The sequence below is a fragment of the Staphylococcus caprae genome (assembly GCF_003966625.1).
GTDB lineage: Bacteria > Bacillota > Bacilli > Staphylococcales > Staphylococcaceae > Staphylococcus > Staphylococcus caprae.
Window position 1 is genome coordinate 655,190 of the sequence record NZ_AP018587.1, and the last position, 23,333, is coordinate 678,522.

18 protein-coding genes and 1 pseudogene are annotated in these 23,333 nt (G+C 32.5%); 12 read left to right on the forward strand and 7 right to left on the reverse strand.

From position 1 onward, the window contains the following. The first annotated feature begins 56 nt into the window (after positions 1 to 56). Genes efeO through JMUB898_RS02945 form a run of 3 tightly spaced genes read left to right on the forward strand, consistent with a single transcriptional unit; the run spans position 57 to position 3,836 of the window. Complete coding sequence (gene efeO / locus JMUB898_RS02935) at positions 57 to 914, forward strand: iron uptake system protein EfeO (RefSeq protein ID WP_044466794.1); 858 nt, start codon at positions 57 to 59, stop codon at positions 912 to 914. Next, the gene (efeB, locus tag JMUB898_RS02940) at positions 911 to 2,137 is read left to right on the forward strand and encodes an iron uptake transporter deferrochelatase/peroxidase subunit (protein WP_126514779.1); all 1,227 of its coding nucleotides are present in this window, start codon (positions 911 to 913) and stop codon (positions 2,135 to 2,137) included. Before efeO ends, efeB begins: the two co-directional genes overlap by 4 nt. Continuing rightward, positions 2,118 to 3,836 carry an FTR1 family protein gene (locus JMUB898_RS02945; RefSeq protein WP_002443987.1) on the forward strand — a complete coding sequence of 573 codons (1,719 nt, stop codon included), beginning with the start codon at positions 2,118 to 2,120 and terminating at the stop codon, positions 3,834 to 3,836. Before efeB ends, JMUB898_RS02945 begins: the two co-directional genes overlap by 20 nt. A gap of 205 nt (positions 3,837 to 4,041) precedes the next feature. On the opposite strand, the gene tatC is transcribed toward JMUB898_RS02945, so the two are convergent. Together tatC and tatA are read right to left on the reverse strand one after the other, a co-directional pair. Then, positions 4,042 to 4,752 (reverse strand): twin-arginine translocase subunit TatC, encoded by a 711-nt coding sequence (tatC, locus tag JMUB898_RS02950; protein WP_037541626.1) that lies wholly within the window; start codon positions 4,750 to 4,752, stop codon positions 4,042 to 4,044. A gap of 10 nt (positions 4,753 to 4,762) precedes the next feature. Beyond that, the gene (gene tatA, locus JMUB898_RS02955; protein WP_002443985.1) at positions 4,763 to 4,984 is read right to left on the reverse strand and encodes a twin-arginine translocase TatA/TatE family subunit; all 222 of its coding nucleotides are present in this window, start codon (positions 4,982 to 4,984) and stop codon (positions 4,763 to 4,765) included. 182 nt (positions 4,985 to 5,166) lie between these two features. Between tatA and JMUB898_RS02960 the strand changes: the two are divergent. From JMUB898_RS02960 to JMUB898_RS02970, 3 genes and pseudogenes are all read left to right on the forward strand, one after another. Beyond that, positions 5,167 to 5,686 (forward strand): annotated as a pseudogene (locus JMUB898_RS02960) (GNAT family N-acetyltransferase). 225 nt (positions 5,687 to 5,911) lie between these two features. Beyond that, positions 5,912 to 8,080 carry a bifunctional glycosyltransferase/CDP-glycerol:glycerophosphate glycerophosphotransferase gene (locus tag JMUB898_RS02965; protein WP_002443983.1) on the forward strand — a complete coding sequence of 723 codons (2,169 nt, stop codon included), beginning with the start codon at positions 5,912 to 5,914 and terminating at the stop codon, positions 8,078 to 8,080. Positions 8,081 to 8,225: 145 nt separating this feature from the next. After that, positions 8,226 to 8,828 (forward strand): hypothetical protein, encoded by a 603-nt coding sequence (locus tag JMUB898_RS02970; protein ID WP_002443982.1) that lies wholly within the window; start codon positions 8,226 to 8,228, stop codon positions 8,826 to 8,828. Positions 8,829 to 8,982: 154 nt separating this feature from the next. On the opposite strand, the gene JMUB898_RS02975 is transcribed toward JMUB898_RS02970, so the two are convergent. Further along, on the reverse strand, positions 8,983 to 10,662 hold the full coding sequence (locus JMUB898_RS02975) for a CDP-glycerol glycerophosphotransferase family protein (protein WP_002443981.1): 1,680 nt from the start codon (positions 10,660 to 10,662) through the stop codon (positions 8,983 to 8,985). A 332-nt stretch (positions 10,663 to 10,994) separates the two neighbouring features. On the opposite strand from JMUB898_RS02975, the gene JMUB898_RS02980 reads away from it, so the two are divergent. Continuing rightward, a complete protein-coding gene (locus tag JMUB898_RS02980; protein WP_002443980.1) occupies positions 10,995 to 12,596 on the forward strand; it encodes an L-lactate permease in 1,602 nt (533 codons plus the stop codon). A gap of 205 nt (positions 12,597 to 12,801) precedes the next feature. On the opposite strand, the gene JMUB898_RS02985 is transcribed toward JMUB898_RS02980, so the two are convergent. After that, positions 12,802 to 13,947: a glycosyltransferase family 4 protein gene (locus JMUB898_RS02985; protein WP_037541623.1), complete on the reverse strand. Its 1,146-nt coding sequence runs from the start codon at positions 13,945 to 13,947 to the stop codon at positions 12,802 to 12,804. Between the two features lie 354 nt (positions 13,948 to 14,301). Between JMUB898_RS02985 and JMUB898_RS02990 the strand changes: the two genes are divergently transcribed. Next, a complete protein-coding gene (locus JMUB898_RS02990; RefSeq protein ID WP_002443977.1) occupies positions 14,302 to 15,780 on the forward strand; it encodes a malate:quinone oxidoreductase in 1,479 nt (492 codons plus the stop codon). Between the two features lie 206 nt (positions 15,781 to 15,986). On the opposite strand, the gene JMUB898_RS02995 is transcribed toward JMUB898_RS02990, so the two are convergent. Together JMUB898_RS02995 and JMUB898_RS03000 are read right to left on the reverse strand one after the other, a co-directional pair. Next, entirely contained in the window at positions 15,987 to 17,342 is a 1,356-nt protein-coding gene (locus JMUB898_RS02995; RefSeq protein ID WP_002443974.1) for a HAMP domain-containing sensor histidine kinase, read from the reverse strand. Then, positions 17,335 to 18,009: a response regulator transcription factor gene (locus JMUB898_RS03000; protein WP_037541621.1), complete on the reverse strand. Its 675-nt coding sequence runs from the start codon at positions 18,007 to 18,009 to the stop codon at positions 17,335 to 17,337. Before JMUB898_RS03000 ends, JMUB898_RS02995 begins: the two co-directional genes overlap by 8 nt. Positions 18,010 to 18,142: 133 nt before the next feature. Here JMUB898_RS03000 and JMUB898_RS03005 point away from each other — a divergent pair, with 133 nt between their 5' ends. After that, the gene (locus tag JMUB898_RS03005; RefSeq protein WP_002443970.1) at positions 18,143 to 19,198 is read left to right on the forward strand and encodes an ABC transporter permease; all 1,056 of its coding nucleotides are present in this window, start codon (positions 18,143 to 18,145) and stop codon (positions 19,196 to 19,198) included. Beyond that, positions 19,198 to 19,866, forward strand: coding sequence for an ABC transporter ATP-binding protein (locus tag JMUB898_RS03010; protein ID WP_002443968.1), 669 nt, complete (start codon positions 19,198 to 19,200; stop codon positions 19,864 to 19,866). Before JMUB898_RS03005 ends, JMUB898_RS03010 begins: the two co-directional genes overlap by 1 nt. 59 nt (positions 19,867 to 19,925) lie before the next feature. Here the strand turns inward: JMUB898_RS03010 and JMUB898_RS03015 are convergent, their stop codons facing one another. After that, entirely contained in the window at positions 19,926 to 20,888 is a 963-nt protein-coding gene (locus JMUB898_RS03015) for a YdcF family protein (protein ID WP_037541619.1), read from the reverse strand. 186 nt (positions 20,889 to 21,074) lie between these two features. On the opposite strand from JMUB898_RS03015, the gene JMUB898_RS03020 reads away from it, so the two are divergent. Then, positions 21,075 to 21,530 carry a MarR family transcriptional regulator TcaR gene (locus JMUB898_RS03020; RefSeq protein ID WP_044466795.1) on the forward strand — a complete coding sequence of 152 codons (456 nt, stop codon included), beginning with the start codon at positions 21,075 to 21,077 and terminating at the stop codon, positions 21,528 to 21,530. Between the two features lie 283 nt (positions 21,531 to 21,813). Then, positions 21,814 to 23,205, forward strand: coding sequence for a membrane-associated protein TcaA (locus tag JMUB898_RS03025; RefSeq protein WP_002443961.1), 1,392 nt, complete (start codon positions 21,814 to 21,816; stop codon positions 23,203 to 23,205). The last annotated feature ends 128 nt before the right edge of the window (positions 23,206 to 23,333 follow it).

Consider the following 23,333-nt stretch of genomic DNA (forward strand, 5'->3'; position numbering starts at 1 on the left):
TTGGGAGATTGAATGTCTTAACAATACATAGTTTAAATTTTTTATGAGGTGAAGTAATGAAGAAATTACCAGTGATTTTATTAGCATCATCATTGTTATTAGCAGCATGTGGAAATAATGACAGCGATAAAAATAGTTCAAGTTCAAATAATAATAGCAGCAACAGTAGTAATAAAAAAGAATTAAACGAAGCAACTAAAAAGTATGAGAAATATACAGATGGTCAACTTGATCAATTCTTAAAAGGAACTCAAAAATTTGTTGATGCGATTCATGATAATGATATGCAAAAAGCGAAAGAATTGTATCCTAAAGTACGTATGTACTATGAACGTTCTGAGCCTGTAGCAGAAGCATTTGGTGATTTAGATCCTAAAATTGATGCTCGTTTAGCTGATATGAAAGAAGAGAAAAAAGCGGATCAATGGACTGGTTATCATAAAATCGAAAAACAATTATATCAAGATAATAAAATCGATAGCACGACTAAAAAAGATGCAGATCAGTTATTAAAAGATGCGAAAGAGTTACATGCGAAAGCAGACACTTTAGATATTACGCCAAAATTAATGTTGCAAGGTTCAGTTGACTTATTAAACGAAGTTTCAACATCTAAGATTACTGGTGAAGAGGAAATCTATTCACACACTGACTTATACGACTTCAAAGCTAATATTGAAGGTGCACAAAAAATTTATGAATTATTCAAACCTACATTAGAGAAGAAAGATAAAAAGTTAAGTGCTGATATTCAAAAGAACTTTGATAAAGTGAATAAACTGTTAGATAAATATAAAGACGGTGACGGTTACAAATCATATAATGAAGTAACTAAGAAGGATAGAAAGGCATTATCTGATGCTGTTAACTCTTTAGGTGAACCGTTAAGTAAGATGGCCGTGGTTACAGAATGAGTAAATTAGATAAAGATCAATCATCGCAAATGTCGCGCCGTTCATTTTTAAAAATGTTAGGCATCGGTGGGGCTGGCGTAATGATTGGAGCAAGTGGTATCGGAAGTATCTTCTCATTTAAATCAATGTTTGATACGCCAGAAGATGAAGAGAAGGATGCATATGAGTTCTATGGCAAAGTTCAAGCTGGAATAACTACGCCAACACAGCGGTCTATTAATTTCGTCGCTTTAGATTTGAAGACAAAAGATAAATCTGAAATTAAAGAGATGTTTAAACAGTGGACTAAGATGGCGGCACAAATGACTGATGGTGATGCTGTAGGAAAAGAAAGCAACAATCCTTTACTACCTCCTGTTGATACAGGTGAAGCGATTGGTTTAAGTGCAAGTAAGCTCACACTTACGTTTGGCGTAAGTAAATCATTTCTTAAGAAGATAGGTATGTCAGATAAGATACCTAAAGACTATAAAGATTTACCACACTTCCCAAATGATCAACTTTCTGATGATTATAGTGATGGAGACATTATGATTCAAGCGTGTTCAATGGACGATCAAGTCACATTTCATGCAATTCATAATTTAATACGTCCATTTAGAGATGTTGTACAAGTCAAATGGTCTCAAACAGGTTTCGTATCAGGCCAACTTCACGAAACACCACGTAATTTAATGGCATTTAAAGATGGTACAGTTAATCCTCGTCATACTGATGAATATAAAGATTATGTATTTATTAATGATGGATGGGCTAAAAATGGGACATACTGTATTATTCGTCGTATTCAAATCCATATTGAAACTTGGGACCGTACTGCGCTTGAGGAACAAGAAGCTACGTTTGGTCGTAAACGTCAATCTGGAGCGCCGCTTACAGGTAAGAAAGAGTTTGACGAACTCGATTTGAAAGCAAAAGATAGCAGTGGTCAATACGTCATTCCTGAAGATGCACATGCACGCTTAGCGCATGAAGCCAAGACTTCTATTAAACGTCGTGCCTATAACTATGTTGCAGGAACAAATGAGAAGACGGGTGCATTAGAAACTGGATTACTATTTATTTGCTTCCAAAAATCAACACAACAATTTATTGATATTCAAAATCATTTAGGTCATAAAGATAAATTAAACGAATATATTACACATCGTGCCTCCGCAACATTTATCGTGTTACCTGGTGTAAAAAAGGGAGGATACCTCGGTGAAACATTATTCGATTAAGATACTTGCCATCTTAATTCTATTATTAACTGTATTAAAAGTAGCACCTGTACATGCAGAAGATGCTTCAATGAGTGAAGCATATGTATCGATTACAGATGCTAAATCAACAATTAATGATGATTCTAAAAAAGATAGCGACAAGCAAAAAGCGATTCGCAATGTAAAAAAAGAAATTGATGCTTTAAATGTGAAAGATAACAAAGAAGGTAAAGCAGTTAAAAGTAAATTAAAAGAAGTTGAAAATGCTAAATCTTCAGATACACAGGGAGATAAGCTATCCGAATTGACTAAAGCATTAATTGCTTATGAAGATTCTCAGTCTTCTAAAGATGCGTCAGGTCAAATAAAAGAGCTTAAACAAGCAGTAGATGCGAAAGATGCGCCCATACAAAAAGCGATTAAAAGTAAAAATCGTTCAGAATTAGAATCAATTAATAATAGCTTAAATCAAATATGGACAAGTCATGAGACGGTAATTCGTAATTATGATCAAGGAAAATATGGCACAATCGAAGTCAATTTAATGCAACTTCGTGTTGCCGTTCAAAAGGATCCGTTAGATACTAAGAAAGTTAAAAATGCATGGGATACCTTTAAATCGAGTATCGACACGGTAGATCAGAAACAGTCTTCTGAAGATAATGGAAAGTACAAAGTCACGCAATTAAATGACGAATTAGATAAAGCGATTAGTGGTATTAACAACAACGATTTAAATAAAACTGACGAAGCCTTATCTAAATTCATTCAAATTTGGCCATACGTCGAAGGGAAAATCCAAACAAAAAATAGTAGCTTATACACGACGATTGAAGACAAGATTCCTTATTATCAAAGTATATTAGATCATAGTAATAAAGAACGTGTTAAAGATGGTTTAAAAGATATTAATAACGATATCAAAGACACTGTTGGAACAGGTGATTATACCTTTGTCGATGTGATGATTATCTTCTTACGTGAAGGTTTAGAAGTGCTACTTATTATTATGACGTTAACAACAATGACACGTAAAGTTAAAGACCATAAAGGCACATCCAGCGTTATTGGTGGAGCGCTTCTAGGTTTAGTTTTAAGTATTACACTTGCAGTCATCTTCATTGCAACGATTGGTAACAATGGTATTGTACGTGAGGGTATGGAGGCTGTGCTAGGCATTGTTGCAGTTATATTGATGTACGTTGTCGGCGTGTGGATGCATAATCGCTCGAGTGCGAAACGTTGGAATGAAATGATTCAATCGATGTATCAGAATGCAATTAGTAATGGTAATCTCGTATTGTTAGGTACAATTGGTTTAATTTCAGTGCTCCGTGAAGGTGTCGAGGTCATTATATTCTATATGGGTATGATAGGAAGTATTAAAACCCAAGACTTCATTATCGGTATCGCAATAGCTATTGTGATTTTAATCATCTTCGCCTTTGCGTTTAGATTCATTGTAAAATTAATTCCAGTACACTATATCTTTAGAGTACTTTCAATACTTATCTTTATCATGACATTTAAAATGTTAGGTGTAAGTATTCAAAAATTACAATTATTAGGTTGGATGCCTCAACATAGTATTGAAGGACTTCCTACAATCAGTTGGATTGGATTCTATCCAAGCATTGAAACAATTACTGCTCAAATTATTCTTATTGTGTTGATACTTTTCTTTGTATTTAAACAACGTAAAAAGAATCATTTATAAATAAAAAGAGGTTGGGACATAATCAATTGTCTCAACCTTCTTTAACATATTGGCAGTAGATGTCTGAATTGAAAGTGCGCTTATATCAAGCTTCTTTCAATCCTAGCCATCCTTGCCGGCGGGGCCCCAACATAGAGAATTTCTTAAAAGAAATTCTACAAACAATGCAAGTTGGGAGAGAGACAACGAAAATAATTTTGATAAATTATATTTCTGTCTCACTCCCTTTTTGCTTTCGGGATGTAATTTTCGCAATAAACATACTGATTTCAAATAAAATAATTAACGGCAATGTTAATACCAAATTTAAAATTAAATCTGGTGGTGCGATAATACTTGCTGCAACAAAGCATGCGAAGTAAACATATTTTCTATAACGTCCTAACTGAGTCACATCAATTAATCCGAAATGTGCTAATCCCATAAATAATATAGGTAATTGGAATATAAATCCAAAGACGAGTAACCATCTTATTAGTTCTCCTAAATAAGCTTTGAATCCGATAACTTGATCAATACTTAGTAGGTGAGATAGATTTTCCGAAAAGTTAATAATCATAGGGAAGCCAATGAAAAAGGCAAAGGCAACCCCTGAAATAAATAAAATTGCACAGAAAAAACTGTATTTATATATAAACTGTCGTTCATATGCATGTAAACCTGGTGCAACAAATGACCAGAGTTGATAAAAAATGATTGGTATAATAATACATATCGCAACTGTGAATATAATCATGACATAGATTTGAATTGTTTCTGTAAACGAAAAAGTATGCAACGTAACATGTGCACGTTTAATATATCTAATCAATGATTGAATCCACCAATGAGATGAAATGTAAACGATGATGACTGAAATAATAAATGCAATGAAGATAACGACTAGTCTATGACGCAATTCACCAAAATGTTCTATTAATGAAGAATTACTTAGATTGTTCTCGTTGTGATTTGGATGCTTTACTGGGAGTTTCGTGTGAATCTTCGTCTATATGTTCAGCTGCTGATTTAAATTCTTTCAAAGTTGAACCGATTGCTCTACCAAATTGTGGTAATTTCGTTGGTCCGAATATAATTAATGCAATAATTGCAATAACGACTAAACTCGTTGGGCCAGTGATACCTACGACAAACATACTTCCTAACATAATATAACCTCACTCTATTTTTTACGATTTTCATCTATAACTTTATACTCATTGATAAATATTATCAATACCCAAATGATAGTATTGTAAAATAATTAGGTTTGATGCTACGAATAAAAAACAGTGCCATTTTTATTAAAATACGTTAAAGTGGTTTAAACGATAAAAAGGGGATGTTGATGATGAATGAACGTATTCGTGAAGTGAAAATTGATGAAGTAACCATTTTACAAGATATAGCTAAAAGAACGTTTTATAATACATTTAAATCATCCTATAGTGACGAAGACTTTAATAAATTTTTTGATGACGCGTATCATCTAGATAAATTAGAAAATGAACTCCAAAATAAAGCATCGTTTCATTATTTTTACGAGGTTGGCGAACAGGTAGTGGGTTATTTAAAATTAAATATTAATGACGCTCAAACTGAAAAAAATGGGTGATGCGTATTTAGAAGTGCAGCGCATTTATTTTGATGAGAACTATCAAGGTGGAGGTAGAGGCCACCGTTTGATTGATTTAGCTATTAAAAAAGCACATGAACATGACAAAACTAAAATTTGGTTAGGTGTGTGGGAACATAATCCTAAAGCGATTCGCTTTTACGAAAAAAGAGGATTTGAAATCACGGGGTCTCATGAATTTTATACAGGAGATGTGATTGATAGAGATTTAATCATGGAGAAGACATTGATATAAATGTTGGAATAGAATTTACTGTGTTTATATTAAAGGCATTAAAATATAAAAGGGTGTACCTATTATTATTAGCGTTTGTGGCAAATTTTAGATATAATTGTAACATTAAATTTCCATTAATTATAAGTTAATTTATAGTAAACCATTAAGTAGTATTCCTACATAATTTATCTAAAACTTACATGTTGGATCATTTTTATATAGTAGAAAGAAAGGACGTATAGTATGAATACACTGACAATTATTGTCACATATTATAATTCAGAGGAATATATTCAAAGTTGCTTGGAAAGTATTAAACAACAAAGAACTCAAGATTTTGATGTCATTATCGTTAATGATGGTTCTACGGACCAAAGTGAACAATTAATGAAAGAAGCTTTAAAGGACTATAACAAAGAGGTCAATTATATTAAATTAGACCGTAACCAAGGACACGCACACGCGCGTAACGTTGCATTAGATGAAGTAGATACACCATATTTTATGTTTTTAGACGCTGATGATGATCTAGCTTCTTATGCGGTAACATTTTATTTGGAAAAGTTAAATTCAACCGATGGATTAGTCGCTCCAATACATTCATTTTCAATTAAACGTCCGCAATATGTCGATTTAGATAGAGTGAAAGTTGAATATTACCATGCCGCTCAAAATTTAAATTCATTTTTAAGAAAGCAGACAGCTTGTAATATTATTTTTAGAACAGCGATTGTTAAAGCACATCATATTCGATTTAATGAAGATTTGGATATTTATATTGATTGGTCATTCCTTCTTGAATACATGAAATATGTCAACAAATTCATTCGTATCCTGAATTTCCCATTCTACTTCCGTGGCGAAGTGTATGATCCATTTGAGACATTAACGTTAAGTGAACAGAATTTTGATGTATTATTTGAAGATTACGTCAGAAGTTTCTACGATGCGTTAGAACGTACTTCAAACAAAATGACACGTGAATTTATTATTTATAAAATGCAAAATAGAATTGCGAGAGATTTCGATCCTACACACTATGATATTAAGCAAAGATATGAGGCACATAAAAATACACTTGTAGAACTATCACGCTTCCTCAATGTACATCTTGTTAAACAACAAAAACTTATCAATATGATAGAAACAATACTATTAATGAATGATGATACGGATAAAGCCTTTAAAGTGAATCAATTCAGAAAGACATTGCGCCATGTGAAGAACGTTGTGTTGAGAAGAAAAAATAAAGAACGTTCAATGTATGAATTAACAGATAAGGAAGAGAATGTTAAGCCTCAAACAATTGTATTCGAAGCCTTTGGCGGTAAAAACTATAGTGATAGTCCTAAATATATTTATGAATATATGCAAAAATACTATCCAAATTACCGCTACGTTTGGTCACTTAAAAACCCTGACAAGAGCGTAATTCCAGGTAATGCAATTAAAGTGAAACGTGGTTCAACTGAGTTTTATCAGGCTTATTCTGAAGCAAGTCATTGGGTTTCTAATGCGCGTACGCCTTTATATTTAAACAAAAAAGAGAATCAAACATATATTCAAACTTGGCATGGTACACCATTGAAACGTCTTGCTAACGACATGAAAGTGGTTCGTATGCCTGGAACAACAACTTCTAAATATAAACGCAATTTCAATCGTGAAACTTCACGTTGGGATTACCTTATTTCTCCTAATAGATATTCATCTGAAATTTTCAGAAGTGCATTCTGGATGGATGAACCTAGAATCTTAGAAATTGGATATCCACGAAATGATGTATTGGTAAATCGAGCAAATGATAAAAAGTTTATTGAGGAAATTAAAACGAATCTCAATTTACCACATGATAAAAAAGTCATCATGTATGCACCAACATGGAGAGACGATGAGTTTGTGAGTAAAGGTAAGTATCTATTTGAATTGAAAATTGATTTAGAAAATTTATATAAAGAACTAGGTGATGATTACGTTATCCTATTACGTATGCATTATCTTATTTCAAATGCTTTAGACTTATCTGGATATGAAAACTTTGCCATCGACGTTTCCAACTATAACGACGTTTCAGAATTATTCTTAATTAGTGATTGCTTAATCACCGATTACTCATCTGTGATGTTTGATTACGGTATTTTAAAACGTCCACAGTTCTTCTTTGCATATGATATCGACAAGTATGATAAAGGATTACGTGGCTTCTATATGGATTATATGAAGGATTTACCTGGTCCAATCTATACAGAACCATATGGTCTAGCAAAAGAGTTAAAAGATTTAGAGAAGGTACAAAATGAGTATCAAGATAAAATTGATGCTTTCTACGATCGATTCTGTTCAGTGGATGATGGTAAAGCGTCTCAATATATCGGAGAATTAATTAATAAAGATATTGAAAAGAAACGTTAAATTTAATACTTAGTTAATAAAAGTGGGGTATAATATTAATAAGGAATTAATATTATACTCTTTTTTTATGCTTTTTTGAAAGTGAGTAGCTATAAAATCAGAGTAACTAGCGTTTGATTTTTATATAAAGCAGGAGGAGATTCACATGAAAAGATTATTAGCAAGCATCACTGTACTGTCCTTATTACTCGCAGCATGTTCTCATAATGAAAATAATGAGAATGATAAGAAGGACAACAACTCAAAAACAGAACATAAAGATAAAAAATCTGACAGTAACTCAAAAGATAAGTCTAAAAATCATCAAAAATCTCAAGAGCAAAATGATAAAAATTCAAAATCTAACGATAATGGAGACAATAATCAAGCATCATCCAGTAATCAAGCGAATAATGGTGACCATTCACAAACAGGAAAGGATAATAGTAATCACAAAGATTATGTAGCGCCATATCAAAGTAAAGATGCGACACAGGTAGCAAGAGGTCTCTCACCATTCAAAGGTAATGAAGGGCAAGCATTACAGCAGTTACCAAATTTCAAAACAGCCCTTGATATCGCGCGTAAAGAAGCGAATATGTTTGGTAATTCAACTAAGAAGTATAATGATTATTCAATAGAAGCAACTGAAGATGGCTTTAGATATGTATTTAGCTTTAAAGATTCATCTAAAAAGGATAATTATTCTATTGTAACTGTTAACCGTCAAGGCGAGCCAACACTTATTGATCCAAATTATCAACCATAATATAAATTGAAGTAACATACCAATTGCAGGTTAAAATCAAATCTATATTGAAAAAAATAATCCCTCAGAAAGATTGAAGTACAATCTTTTTTGAGGGATTCGTTCGTCTTAAGTATACATATCATCTATAGCTGTTAAATTAAGATTAATATGTTTAATTTAATTGTTGGGTAATTAAATGGCTCAGTTCTTCTAATGATTGATTATGTCTGTTTACCAATTTACTGTCGATATGAGGTACTTCATCAGAAATTAAATTATTTGTGAGTAATGTTGCATCTGTGTACCATACTTGTTTAAGGCTCTCAAGTACATCTTCATACACGCCACGTTCTTCAACATATTCAGCATGCTGAGGTGTATAAAGACATACCTTTTTATTAATCGTGAGTGCATCGAAAATAATAGAAGAATAATCCGTCAATACGATATCAGATACAATAATTAAGTCTTGAGTTTCCACACTTTCAGGAGGGACAATGACTTGTTCGGGTATGTGTATATCCTCACTTTCAACATGTCCTTTAAATATGACATTATATTTAGCGAGTAACTGCTCTGAAATAGGTAAAATATCCTCTTCGGATGGATTCGTTTTCCAGGTAGGTGCATAGAGTAGTACAGGTTTCGATGGATCTAAGTTTAGTCCTTTGATAATTCGTTTTCGTAATGATAGATCCTGTGCTCTATTCAATAAATAGTTGACTCTTGGATAACCTACAGGCAAGATGTCTAATTTCTGACTTGGAAAAGCTGATTCAAAATACGTAACAACAGGTTTTGAATCAACGACAAGATAATCTTGATGAACCCATTTATTATATTTACGTGCACGATAGTTATAAATATTTAAGTTTTGATGTGGCTCTTTACTATCTAAGAAGAGACGCTTAATCGGTGTGCCATGCCATAATTGAATGACTTTACCGTTAGGACGTATGTCATCAGGTAAGTAGCTCTCGATAATAACCACTTTAGCAGTTTCAATTAATTCTTTAGCCTTTTCATCCTTAGGAGAGTAGAAATGAGGCCCCGTTCTATCCTCTGTTATAAAATAAGATTCAACAGTAGGGTTATGTTTAACAAAATAATTAAACAAATACTTCGAGTTTCCTCTGTAATTATAATCAAAACCTAAGAATATGACATGGTCTTTCGTTTTAGATTCATCTTTGTCATAAAGATAACTAATTTCTCTATGCTTTCTTAGAGAGTAATTTTTAATTGGATTGACTAGCCATCTAGGTGCTTTAAATTTAGTGCTTAGCAATACTGAATCAGAATAACGAATGCTGTCATGATCATTAAAAGGTACACGTGTAAACGGAATTCTGCGTTGATGTTCATAGGCAATTTTATTTAAGAAAAATTTGTCCCTATAACTCAAGTGATTACGATCAAAACTTCTCCAAAATACTTTACTTGTTCGAAGCGAATCTTTGAAATCTAATGCTACATGTCCATCTACAGCGACATGGCCTTTAAGAATGGTGAATAATGCTAAATCGAAGATAGTCTCAACTTCAAATTTATGTAATAAGGCAATAGTAGATTTCATTTCATAAATGACGTTCGGATATAAATTAATATTTTGTACCCAATCTTCAAATTCAATATACGATTTACCAAAGTATCTACAATCATTAAGATACTGATTATGTATTGTATAGTCGACCACAAATGATGTTGATGGTAACTCAATCGATTTCAACATTGATTGATGAATTTGAATTTCGTTTGAATAGGGTACAAAATGTGTGTAACCTTCATGTATTGCTCTTTCTAATTGTCCTTCTAACTTTTCCATATGGGAAATATTAATTTGTTTTATCATTCAAATTCCTTCTATCTCATAACTTTTTTAATGTATTTATTTTAACACGAGGGACGTTATGATTCATCATTTCACAATTTAAAAATGATTAAATATGAAATTCCAAAATCTTGAGTGAAGATAAGTTGAAACGTTTTCCAACGCAACTGAATAAAGAGTGAAAAGTCTGTTGAATTTTTAAAAGGAAGATGATATATTTTAATTGTGAAAAACTTCACAAAATTGTGAAAGCATACAGATGATTTTTAGTTATCGATAACACATTTTTAATTTTTTCAGTATGTGACTAGCTAGTAATTTTATAGAAAATTTTAGGAAAGAAGAGTCAAAATATGTTAGTACAAACATTTAATCCATTTGATAATTTAATATTATCAAGTTTAATCGCAGCGATACCTATTGTTCTATTCTTACTATGTCTTACTGTTTTTAAAATGAAAGGAATTTATGCCGCGATAACGACACTTGTCGTGACATTAATGATAGCCGTTCCATTTTTCAAATTGCCAGTTGGTATTGCATCTGGGGCAGTTGTAGAAGGTTTCTTCCAAGGTATTATACCGATTGGTTATATCGTTATGATGGCCGTTCTACTTTATAAAATCACATTAGAATCAGGACAGTTTTCTACGATTCAAGATAGTATTACAAGTATTTCTCAAGACCAACGTATTCAATTATTGCTGATTGGTTTCTCATTTAATGCATTTTTAGAAGGAGCAGCAGGATTTGGGGTACCTATTGCCATTTGTGCATTATTATTATCTCAACTTGGATTTAGACCATTACAAGCAGCGATGTTATGTTTAGTTGCGAACGCTGCTTCAGGTGCGTTTGGTGCCATTGGTATTCCAGTTGGTGTTGTAGACACATTACATTTACCTGGAAATGTTTCAGCGATGGGTGTATCTCAGACATCTACGTTAACTTTAGCCTTTATTAACTTCTTTATTCCATTCTTACTAATATTTATTATTGATGGTTTTAAAGGTATTAAAGAAACATTACCTTCTATCTTAGTGGTTTCAATTACGTATACCGCATTGCAAGCACTCTTAACTGTATTCAATGGTCCTGAGTTAGCTGATATTATACCGCCACTTGCATCTATGTTAGCTTTAGCATTATTTTCTAAGAAATTCCAACCGAAAAATATCTTCAGAATTCAAAAAGATGTCGAACCAGAACCCGTTCAACATCATAAAGGTAAAGATATATTATACGCATGGAGTCCATTCATCATATTAACAGTCATTGTAATGATTTGGAGTTCTCCATCATTTAAAGGATTATTCTTACCAAAAGGGAAGTTATCAAGTTTAGTATTTAACTTTAACTTGCCAGGTACCTTTAGTGAAATTGCACATAAACCTATCGTGTTATCACTTAATATTATTGGACAGACAGGTACAGCCATCTTACTTACAATTATCATTACGATATTAATGTCTAAGAAAGTAAACTTTGGAGATGCCGGACGTTTATTTGGCGTAACATTTAAAGAATTATGGTTACCAGTCTTAACGATCTGTTTCATTCTAGCTATTTCTAAGATTACGACATACGGTGGCTTAAGTAGTGCAATGGGACAAGGTATTGCTAAAGCGGGTAGTGTCTTCCCAATCTTATCTCCAATACTTGGATGGATAGGGGTATTTATGACAGGATCTGTAGTAAATAACAACTCTCTATTTGCGCCTATCCAAGCGTCGGTTGCACAACAAATTGGAACGAGTGGTTCTTTACTTGTTGCTTCTAATACAGTAGGCGGGGTAGCAGCTAAACTGATTTCACCTCAATCTATTGCGATTGCCACAGCTGCCGTTAAAGAAGTTGGTAAGGAATCCGAATTATTAAAAATGACTTTACGTTATAGCATTGGATTATTAATTTTCGTCTGTCTCTGGACATTTGTATTATCACTTTTATTATAAAAATGAAATACACTTATCACCGAATTTGGTACAAGGAAATTAATTTTACTAGAAAGATATTTCTATCTCACTTTCGAAATATCAATTCTAAAATAAGAGCTCTAAGAGGAATTCTAATCAAAGAACTCCTCTTAGAGCCTATTTAATGTCAAGATATCGTTTGCCAGTTATGAACTAAGCTAATTGCCCGAAGCGGTTTACTTTATTATCTAAACATCGACATAAAGTCTTCATATACTTTATCAGGTTGATATAATTCTAAAGTTTCTCTGCCACCTTGAACGATGTGTTCAAGCTCATGGTAGTTATGCGTGGTTAAATCTATTTGTTTCGCAAGTTGTGAGACGTTTTCATACTCAACAAGGTAACCATTCTTTCCATTTTTAATAATAGCATCTGGTCCCACATTCCCTTTAAAGCTGATAACGATATTATCTTGAGCCATAGCTTCTAATATGACCATTCCAAAACCTTCATTGCGAGAAGGAACAACGACAATTTTACTTTGAGCTAATTTACTATTTAAATCTTGTGTAGATTCATTGAGTTGTATAATATCCCCCAAATCATACTGATTGATAAATTCTTGAAGTTGTAATTTTTCTTTACCATCTCCATAAATATGAACCTCGTAATTTAAACTTCTCAAATAATCTTGAATGAGTCTGACGCTTTCTAGAAGTAAGTCAAATCCCTTTTCATATTCAAGACGTCCAGCAGCTACAATGATATTTTTCTTTGGCGCTGCAATCTTTTTCTCAGTAATCATATTTGGAACGACGTAGACAGGCGTCTTGATTTGAGATTGATATCTTTTGCGATCTGCTTCTGTTAACGTTGTAATCTTATTTAGATTGCGATACGCTGCTATGATTTCTCTTTGATATTGTTCAGGGTGGGCTTCGAAATTCATATGTTCCATACCAATGGTTGAGACTTCAGTTTTAGCATATTTAGAAATAAGTATGTTGAAGCTTGCGCGTGTTCCTACTAACACATCGGTAGAAACGTTTTTGATAGCTTTAATTATTTTCTTTTCTACATAACTTGAAAATTGATTGAGTCCCGGTTCGTGTTGAGAAATATGTTTCGTCTTTAAGAATGGCGTGTATGTTTTAACGCGGTTCGCAACAATCGCCTTTAAATTTTTAGGCTTAAAACGATAGTCAACAAGTACTTTAATCTTAATATCTTTATGCAGTTGGAAATAGGGCGTTTCAGCACCTCTAAATACTGAAATGATAGTAACAGGATGTCCTTTTTGTGCCAATGTATTCGCAAGTTGTGTTACAGACTTTACCGTTCCACCCATTGCATAAATGTTATGCATGAACAACGTGAACGACTTCATGAATTTAAACACCTCATTGTTTCTTTGTTATTATAAATAATTATAACATTAGACTTGCTTTCTCAGGTAATATGTTAAAATGGTCAAGTGGTTAAAATTTAAGACTACAAGTTTAATTATTTATGTATATCTGACTTTTTATCCTTTTGTGAAATACAATTTATGTATATAATTAAAGTAGTCTAATCAATGGTTATGATGAGAAGGTATATAGACTTCTTAAATAACTCTTGGGATATATTTTTTTTATAGATTTAGAAAGCGCTTTAATTTTAATAAGAAAATCTATGTTAAAACAAATCCATTAGAGTCAATCGTTCCATTTATTCATTGAAAAGGGGGACTGTATTTGTTATGAGTACACAACATAGCAAAACAGATGTCATCTTAATTGGTGGCGGTATTATGAGTGCAACGTTAGGAACATTACTTAAAGAATTATCACCTGAGAGAGAAATTAAATTATTTGAGAGATTAGAACAACCAGGAGAGGAAAGTTCAAATGTTTGGAATAATGCAGGAACAGGGCATTCAGCATTATGTGAATTGAACTATACTAAAGAAGGTAAAGATGGCTCAGTTGATATTACAAAAGCGATTCAAATTAATGAACAATTCCAAGTGTCTAAACAGTTTTGGGCGCATTTAGTACGTACTGGTCAATTAGAAAGTCCAGGAAACTTCATACAATCTGTGCCACATATGAGTTTTGTCAAAGGTGAAAATAATGTACGTTTCTTAAGAAGCCGTGTAGATAGTCTACAAAAGAACGTTCTTTTTGAAAAAATGGAAATCTCTGAAGATCCTGAAAAGATTAAAGAATGGGTACCGCTTATGATGGAAGGACGTCAATCTGAGGAACCGATCGCTATTACTTACGATGAAACAGGAACGGATGTGAACTTCGGCGCATTAACGAAGAAATTAATTAGTAATTTACAAGATAAAAACGTTGAAGTTAATTATAAACACGAAGTTCAAGATATTAAGAAACAAGATAATGGCAATTGGCATGTTGTCGTAAAAGATTTAAAATCTGGCCAAGTCACACACTATGAGACTGAATTTGTATTTATTGGTGCAGGTGGCGCAAGTTTACCATTATTACAAAAAACAGGTATTAAAGAATCTAAACACATTGGTGGTTTCCCGGTAAGTGGTTTATTCTTAAGATGTAAGAACCCTGATGTGATTCAACGACATTATGCGAAAGTATATGGTAAAGCTGAAGTAGGTGCACCGCCTATGTCAGTACCTCACTTAGATACACGCTTTGTGAATGGTGAGCGTTCATTATTATTTGGACCATTCGCAGGCTTTTCACCTAAATTCTTAAAAACAGGTTCATACCTAGATTTAATTAAATCTGTAAAACCGAATAACATTGTAACGATGTTAAGTGCAGGTGTGAAAGAATTTAACCTAACTAAATATCTTGTATCACAATTGATGTTATCTAACGAAGAGCGTGTCGATGATTTACGAGTATTCCTTCCTGAAGCGAAAGATGAAGATTGGGAAGTTATCACGGCCGGTCAACGTGTTCAAGTCATTAAAGACACTGATAAATCGAAAGGTAATCTACAATTTGGTACAGAAGTGATTACTTCTGAAGACGGTACGCTAGCAGCATTATTAGGTGCTTCTCCAGGCGCTTCGACTTCAGTAGATATTATGTTTGATGTATTACAACGTTGTTATAAATCTGAATTTAGTGGTTGGGAATCTAAAATTAAAGAAATGGTACCATCATTTGGTTTGAAACTTTCTGAACATGAAGATGTTTACCGTGCAGTTAATAAAGAAATTAAAAAATATTTAAATGTGAAATAAATTTTAAACGAAGAGGGATTGAGAGAAGCTCGGTATCAGTGTACTTTCAATTCAAACACTTTCCGCTAATAGGTTAATAGAGTGTAGGCATATAAAATTAAATGTTAATACGTAGTATTTGATATAAAAGTAGCAGTAAGAAGATTCCAATTGAAATCCTCTTACTGCTATTATTTTTGGGAATTATGTCTCAGCTCTCTTTTTATTTACATATTCAATTGAATGGAGAATATTGTAGAATCGTTTGAATGTAAGAAGATATGTCCTCCATGTAATTCAATAATTGATTGAGTGATAGCTAAACCTAAACCGTTACTCGTGTTATCAGTACTTGTTTTATAAAATCTCTCGAAAATGTGAGCCTTATCTTGATTTGAAATGGTACCTTCATTTTCAATTGTAAAAATGATATTGGATGCTTCTTTAAATAAACGCATTTGAATCATACCTTGTTGTGGTGAATATTTAATCGCATTGATAATTAAATTGCTGAACGCTTGATGTATCAAACGATCATTTCCTAGGAAATACACATCTTCCAACTCAGTCATGATAACTAAATCTTTATTTTCTGAACGATAGTGTTCATGTCTTACGATATCTTTAATTAATGCATTTAAGTGTATATGATCGTTAAATGTTAAATGAGCAGCATTGTCTAATTCTGATAGTAACAGTAATTCTTTTGTTAACTCGCTCACTTGTGATGTGATACTAAATAATTCATTAATATAAGATGTGCGTTCCTCTTTATTTTTGGAAAACTGTAACTGAGTAAGTAATCTTTGCATATGTGTTAATGGTGTTTTGATTTCATGAGAGACATTTTGTACAAAGTGCTGTCGCATTTGGTCAACTTGTCCTAGACTTTGTCTCATATGATCAAATATCAATTGTAAAGTTCCAATTTCATCTTGTCTCGTTTGTTTGATTGGCGTTTGGAAATCACCATGCATGAGTCTGTTGGTCGCATTTTTCAAAGCAGAAACAGGCTTAATAATAGAATACGTAGACGCAATAACTAATGAAATTGAAATGACCAGTAATAATGAAAGTAAAACTGCTAAAAATATTCTAAATTCGCTGAATGTTTCTCCGATATCAGGGCGCATAAATACGGCTAATGGTCCATGCTGAGTATGAAAACGCACGCCCACTGTATTGTCTGTTTCGTTGTCGAAGAATCCAGTTACGAATAGTTCGAAAGGTTTATTCTTAATACCATGATAATCTTTGCCGTTCAAGACGGATTGTATAGCGTGATTTGATAATGAATCCTTTCGAAAAGCTTCTCCGTAAAAGTGCTTCGATTGATGCGCGTCCACGGTAAGAATTTGGTAATTCATATCACCTAAATGTTTAAAATAGGACGTCAATTGCTTACTATTTTGTGTTGTTTCATACTCTCGCGCTTGCTTTAAGGTGTGCATAATTTTAGCATCGTTAGAGGACTTCAAATTAAAGTGATAATAAACATTCGTAAGTAAAAAGCTAACTAAAGCGCTAAAAAGTATAACAGTAATCGTATATATAGCTATTCTGGAATAGAGTGTTTTAAACATTTTGACTCACCATATATCCTTGTCCGCGCACAGTATGGATGGATACTGAAGCCTCTAATTGCATTAATCTTTTGCGCAGCCTTTTAATATGTACATCGACAGTTCGATCATCACCTTCATAATCAAAGCCCCAAATTTTCTCAATAATGTCATCTCGAGTAAATATATGTTTAGGATTTGATACTAATAAGAATATCAATTGAAATTCCTTATTAGGCAGATTCACTGTTTTCGAATCGACGCTAAGTTCCATGTAAGACTGGTTGAGTGTCAAATTGCCAAGTTTCAGTTCGCTTTCAGCATTGATTTGGTATCTTCGTAATACTGCTTTGATTCTGAATAACAATTCTTTAACTTCAAACGGTTTAGTCACATAATCGTCAGTACCACTTAAGAAAGCACGTTCTTTATCACTTAGCGCATCTCTTGCTGTTAACATGATAACAGGTAATTCATAATCTTCTTTCAGTTTTTGACATAATTCGAAACCATCCATGCCCTTCATCATAATATCGACAATCGCGATATCTACATTCTCTTTTTCTAGAAAATGAAGTGCCGTTTCGCCACTTAAAAATGTATGTGTGCGAATATGCTCATTGATGAGGTGGGTTGCTACATAATCCAAGATTTTACGATCGTCATCAACGATTAAACAATTAACCATAGTATGTCCGCTCCTAAGTTTTTCTATCATTATACTATTTCAAATTTAACTTTAACACATCGATCTTAGTTCATATTCAGTTCACATTCACTGCTTAGAATCTTTAACTATAAAGATAAAGGAGTGACGATACATGAATTTGGCATGGAAGGAAATAAAATTTTATAAATTCAGATTTATACTAATCATGCTGATTGTGTTTTTAATGGCAATCATGGTTCTATTCATTAGTGGTTTAGCTCAAGGATTAGCTAGAGAAAATATTTCTATATTTGAACAGTTTAAAGGGAATCAATTTATCATTCAGAAAATGAAAGAACCACAAATTGAAAAGTCTGCATTGTCAGAGGACCAACAACGACAAATCGATAAGGTAGTTAAAGCAAAACCAGTCAATATGATACAGAAGACATTAAATATTAATGAAAATGAAGAAAATGTGGTCGCATTAAATCGTACTAAAGACAGTGACTGGAAATTAACTTCAGGTAGATATCCGCAACATAAAAATGAAATTGTAGTCAATAAGAAGCTTCTCGCAGAAGGTCTTAAAGAAGGAAGTACAGTTAAATTTAAAAATAGTGATCAGAGTTACAAAATCGTAGGCATTTTAAATGATGCAATGTATGCACATAGTAATGTTGTAATATTGAACCAATCTGTTTTTCAAAATGAAAGTAAAGCCGTAGCATCATTTTATTCAACAAATCAACTCAGCAAAGTACAGAAAAAACAAATTCAATCCATTCAAGGCACTCAAATCGTCAACACCCAAGATTTAACAGACCATATTGCGAGTTATAAGGCTGAGCAAAGTCCATTAAAAATGATGATTTATAGTTTATATGTGATTACTGCAATTGTTTTAAGTGCATTCTTTTATGTCATGACCATTCAAAAAACATCTGAAATTGGAGTGCTCAAAGCTATAGGTATCTCAACACCACATTTGTTAATCTCACTGATTTTACAAATTTCTTTAATTACGTTTATTGGCGTAGCCTTATCAGAGATTTTAATCATGATGATAAATCAAATTATGCCGGTGACTATGCCATTTCATCTAAGTATAGGTAACCTGCTTTCAGTGGTAGTGATATTTCTAATCGTAGGTTTAATCGGTGCATCACTGTCATTTATTAAATTATTAAAGATTGATCCAATTGAAGCTATTGGGGGTAATGAATAATGACTTTAATCGTAGACAATATCGTTAAAACTTTTGGGGAAAATGATTCAGCAACTCAAGTACTTAAAGGCATTAACTTTGAAATTAATAAAGGGGAGTTTGTCATCCTTAATGGCGCTTCCGGCTCAGGTAAAACGACATTATTAACAATATTAGGTGGTTTACTGTCTCAAACCTCTGGAGATGTATTATATGATGAGAAACAGTTATTCATTAACGGTAAGGACAATTCGCAATTTAGACTGAATGATATAGGGTTTATATTTCAATCCTCACACTTGATTCCTTATCTGACAGTAGAAGAACAGTTACTTATTGTAGGTAAAGAAGCGGGAATGCCTAAGAAAAGTGCTAAGTCTAGAGCAACACAATTACTTAATAATATAGGATTGGCGCATCGACTTCACAGTTATCCGCATATGTTATCTGGTGGGGAAAAGCAGCGTGTGGCAATTACTCGCGCATTTATGAATCAACCTAAAATCATTCTAGCAGATGAACCTACAGCAAGTTTAGATGCCAAACGAGCTAAAGAAGTAGTATCAATGATAAGTCAACAAATTAAAGCACACAATAAGATTGGAATTATGATTACTCATGATACAAGTTTATTCGAATACGCAGATCGCGTCATAGAATTATATGATGGACAAATTATAAAACAATAAAAATGAAGCAAGAGAACAGTTGATGTCGCAAACCATACATCATTAGGTTCTCTTGCTTTTTAATTTAGAATTAAACTGAGAATGCTAATCCAAAAAGTGATTGCAAAATAAATGGTTAGTAATAAGCGATATTGATACATAACACCTAAGAAATCTTTGATTAATGCTCTACTGAAAAAGTGGTACGGTGTATGACTGCCAATACCCTCAAATTTTAAACCTAACTTTTCAGCGAGTCGTAACGATCTTAAAATGTGAAATTGACTTGTTACACAAAGAAGTTGCGACTGACGTTTGAAATGCGTTTCAATAATTGGTTTAGAATATAAGAAGTTTGTATACGTATTCGTGGATTGATTCTCCATTAAGATTATATCTTCAGGTATACCTTTTGCTATTAAATAACGTTTCATTGCTAAAGCTTCAGTAATCGGTTCGTCAAGACCTTGCCCGCCACTTACTAAGAAATAAACAGGCTTTGCTTGTGAATGATAAACATTTATTGCGCGGTTTAACCGTTCAGCTAACATAGGTGTAACTTGCTCTGTGAAGATACCAGCGCCAAGCACCATAATCAAATCTACATTTTTATGAAATGAATGACTCCCAAAGGCAGAGGACCAAGATACATAACATATAAATGCAAAAAACGTGCTAAAAGCAATTGCACTCAGCCATAACGCCAGTCCATTGATAACTGGGATTGAAACTGTACTGATATAGAAACAAGCTATTAAAAATAAAGCAAGTTGATAGGCGTTAATACACATATTTTTTAGAAAATGACGACCACGACTAAAGTTAAATAAATGACGATGTTTCATTATAATGAGTATAGAAGCAATAATCATTATAATGGATAAATCATAGGGCAGTGTTAAAGTGATTAAATGATACGTCACGATGATGAAACCTAAAATAACTGTTGAAATAAAGCTCAATAAATTAAGTGTTAAAGGTTGGTCAAAGTACAAAGATACAATGAGAATAAATGCGATGATGGTTAAAATGATTGAAATCATGATTGATGTTCCTCTTTTTATATTGTACTTATAAATGTAGACTAACCAATCATAATTAGCAATCTTAAAGATAAAGTATTGCTCAGAGAATTTGAGGTTTCAATTATCCAGTATTCTTGCTATTATTTAAAAGTATGAAAAATAATTTTTTTATAGAAATAGATAAAATAATATAGGAGATTCTACATGGTTAGAAGAATAGAAGATCATATTGTATTTTTAGAGAAATTTATTAATGATGTAAATACATTGACGGCTAAGTTACTTAAAGATTTACAAAATGAGTATGGCATTTCATTAGAACAATCGAATGTGCTTAGTATGTTGAAAAATGAGTCTTTAACAGTGAGTCAAATTACTGAAAAACAAGGTGTAAATAAAGCGGCAGTAAGTAGAAGAGTTAAAAAATTATTAGATGCTGACCTAGTTAAATTAGAAAAATCTGATGCTAATATCGACCAACGTTTAAAAATTGTTAATCTTTCTGAAAAAGGTAAAGAATATATCGCCAAAAGAAAAGCAATCACGAGCAGTATTGCTAACGATATGACGAGCGACTTTTCAACTGAAGAAATTGAAAAGGTACGACAAGTACTTGAGATTATTGATCATCGAATCAAATCTTTCAATTCTAAATTTTAATTTATTCGAAGATTTAGACTATACATAGAATCACTCGTAGGAATATAATGATGTATGTGTAGATAATCGTTAAGAGATAAGACTAAATAAGTATTTATTTGATGATGAACTGTTTATATAATTTAAATAAGTATGTAACTTTCTTTTAATTAAAATACAATGAAAACTACATATAATGAGAATTGTATTTTTAATCTAACCTCTGTAAAATAAAACGGGTAGATAAAATAATTATATAATATGAATGTGAATTGAATGTAGTGTTAGAAATAGAGGTGATAGAATGAAACAATGCCCAAACTGTGGCCAGACAGTCAGTGATGATAATAATCAGTGTCCTAAATGTGGGCAATCGCTACCAAAAAATAATAAAGCTAAACAAACATCATCTCATTCATTCAATGATAACGCTACGAACCTTAAATTACGTAGAATTGTTCCACTAGGAATTATCTTTTTTATTTTGATACTTATTGTCATTTTATTCTTCCTTTTAAAGAATTTTAATTCTCCAGAAGCGCAAACTAAGATTCTAGTTAATGCGGTTGATAATAATGATACGCAAAAGGTTGCAACAGTGTTAAGTACAAAAGATAATAAAGTGGATCCGGATGAAGCGAAAGAATATATTAAATATATTAAAAGTGAAGTCGGCATGAAAAGCTTTAAGAGTGATATCAAAGAGACCGTCAGTAAATTAAATAAAAATAATTCTAGTGTCGCTTCTTATATTCAAACAAGAAGCGGACAAGATGTTCTAAGAATAAGTAAAAATGGAACGAGATATTTATTCTTCGATAATATGAGTTTTACGGCTCCAACAAAACAACCGATAATTAAACCAAAAGAAAAAACTAAGTATGAATTCAAAGCAGGCGGTAAAAGTAAAACAGTCATCGCAGACGCTCACAAAAATACACCCCTTGGTAATTTCATTCCAGGTAATTATGAATTGCCAGCTAAGAAAACCACACAGAATGGAACGTTTAATGGTAATTTGAACTTCGATTTTAGAGATAGTAGTTCTGAGACAGTTGAAGCATCCGAAGACTTTGATCAAGCGTATTTAAATATTAAATTAAAAGGCGCGAGCAAATTAAGTGATAGCTCTGAAAAAGTTAAAATTAATGATCGAGAAATGTCATATTCAAACTCAAAAGAATATGGACCATATCCTAAAACGAAAGATATTACGATTTCAGCGACTGGTAAAGCCAAAGGACGTACATTTAAGTCTGAAACTAAAACAATCAGTGCTGATGACTTAAAAGATAATACCAAAGTGACATTAGAATTTGAAAGTGATAAAATTAGCAGCTATGTTGAGAAGAAAGAAAAAGAGGAAAATAGTCTTAAAAATAAATTAACTCAGTTCTTTACCGGCTATTCAACAGCAATTAATACAGCTTTCGACATCAATGATTTTGATTTTATTTCAAGTTATTACAAGAAAAACTCTTCTATTTATAAACAAATGAAAAATAATTTTCTGACACAAACAAAAGTATCAATGATTTCTCCTCAAGTGCTGAGTGCAAGTAGAAGTGGAGATAAGATTAAAACCACAATCCAACAAATTGATTTAACAGGAAATTACGTTAATAAAGATTATGAATTAGAAATAGATTCTGATAACAGCAACATGCAACTTACAAAAGCAGACGACGATGAGTGAGCGCTTTCGTCTGCGGTCTAATCTGAGCCAAATGCAAAAATGCATTTGGCTTTATTGCTACCATTTAGTAATATTAGTAATTATCGGAACACGTTTATGAAATAGTAAATGTAGGTTCGCTTTAAAAA

What these genes read in the sequence shown, in the direction of transcription:
- efeO (WP_044466794.1), top strand. Translation starts at nt 57, where the DNA reads ATGAAGAAATTACCAGTGATTTTATTAGCATCATCATTGTTATTAGCA.
- efeB (WP_126514779.1), top strand. Translation starts at nt 911, where the DNA reads ATGAGTAAATTAGATAAAGATCAATCATCGCAAATGTCGCGCCGTTCA.
- tatA (WP_002443985.1), bottom strand. Translation starts at nt 4,984, where the DNA reads ATGTTAGGAAGTATGTTTGTCGTAGGTATCACTGGCCCAACGAGTTTA.
- JMUB898_RS02965 (WP_002443983.1), top strand. Translation starts at nt 5,912, where the DNA reads ATGAATACACTGACAATTATTGTCACATATTATAATTCAGAGGAATAT.
- JMUB898_RS02970 (WP_002443982.1), top strand. Translation starts at nt 8,226, where the DNA reads ATGAAAAGATTATTAGCAAGCATCACTGTACTGTCCTTATTACTCGCA.
- JMUB898_RS02975 (WP_002443981.1), bottom strand. Translation starts at nt 10,662, where the DNA reads ATGATAAAACAAATTAATATTTCCCATATGGAAAAGTTAGAAGGACAA.
- JMUB898_RS02980 (WP_002443980.1), top strand. Translation starts at nt 10,995, where the DNA reads ATGTTAGTACAAACATTTAATCCATTTGATAATTTAATATTATCAAGT.
- JMUB898_RS02985 (WP_037541623.1), bottom strand. Translation starts at nt 13,947, where the DNA reads ATGAAGTCGTTCACGTTGTTCATGCATAACATTTATGCAATGGGTGGA.
- JMUB898_RS02990 (WP_002443977.1), top strand. Translation starts at nt 14,302, where the DNA reads ATGAGTACACAACATAGCAAAACAGATGTCATCTTAATTGGTGGCGGT.
- JMUB898_RS02995 (WP_002443974.1), bottom strand. Translation starts at nt 17,342, where the DNA reads ATGTTTAAAACACTCTATTCCAGAATAGCTATATATACGATTACTGTT.
- JMUB898_RS03000 (WP_037541621.1), bottom strand. Translation starts at nt 18,009, where the DNA reads ATGGTTAATTGTTTAATCGTTGATGACGATCGTAAAATCTTGGATTAT.
- JMUB898_RS03005 (WP_002443970.1), top strand. Translation starts at nt 18,143, where the DNA reads ATGAATTTGGCATGGAAGGAAATAAAATTTTATAAATTCAGATTTATA.
- JMUB898_RS03010 (WP_002443968.1), top strand. Translation starts at nt 19,198, where the DNA reads ATGACTTTAATCGTAGACAATATCGTTAAAACTTTTGGGGAAAATGAT.
- JMUB898_RS03015 (WP_037541619.1), bottom strand. Translation starts at nt 20,888, where the DNA reads ATGATTTCAATCATTTTAACCATCATCGCATTTATTCTCATTGTATCT.
- JMUB898_RS03020 (WP_044466795.1), top strand. Translation starts at nt 21,075, where the DNA reads ATGGTTAGAAGAATAGAAGATCATATTGTATTTTTAGAGAAATTTATT.
- JMUB898_RS03025 (WP_002443961.1), top strand. Translation starts at nt 21,814, where the DNA reads ATGAAACAATGCCCAAACTGTGGCCAGACAGTCAGTGATGATAATAAT.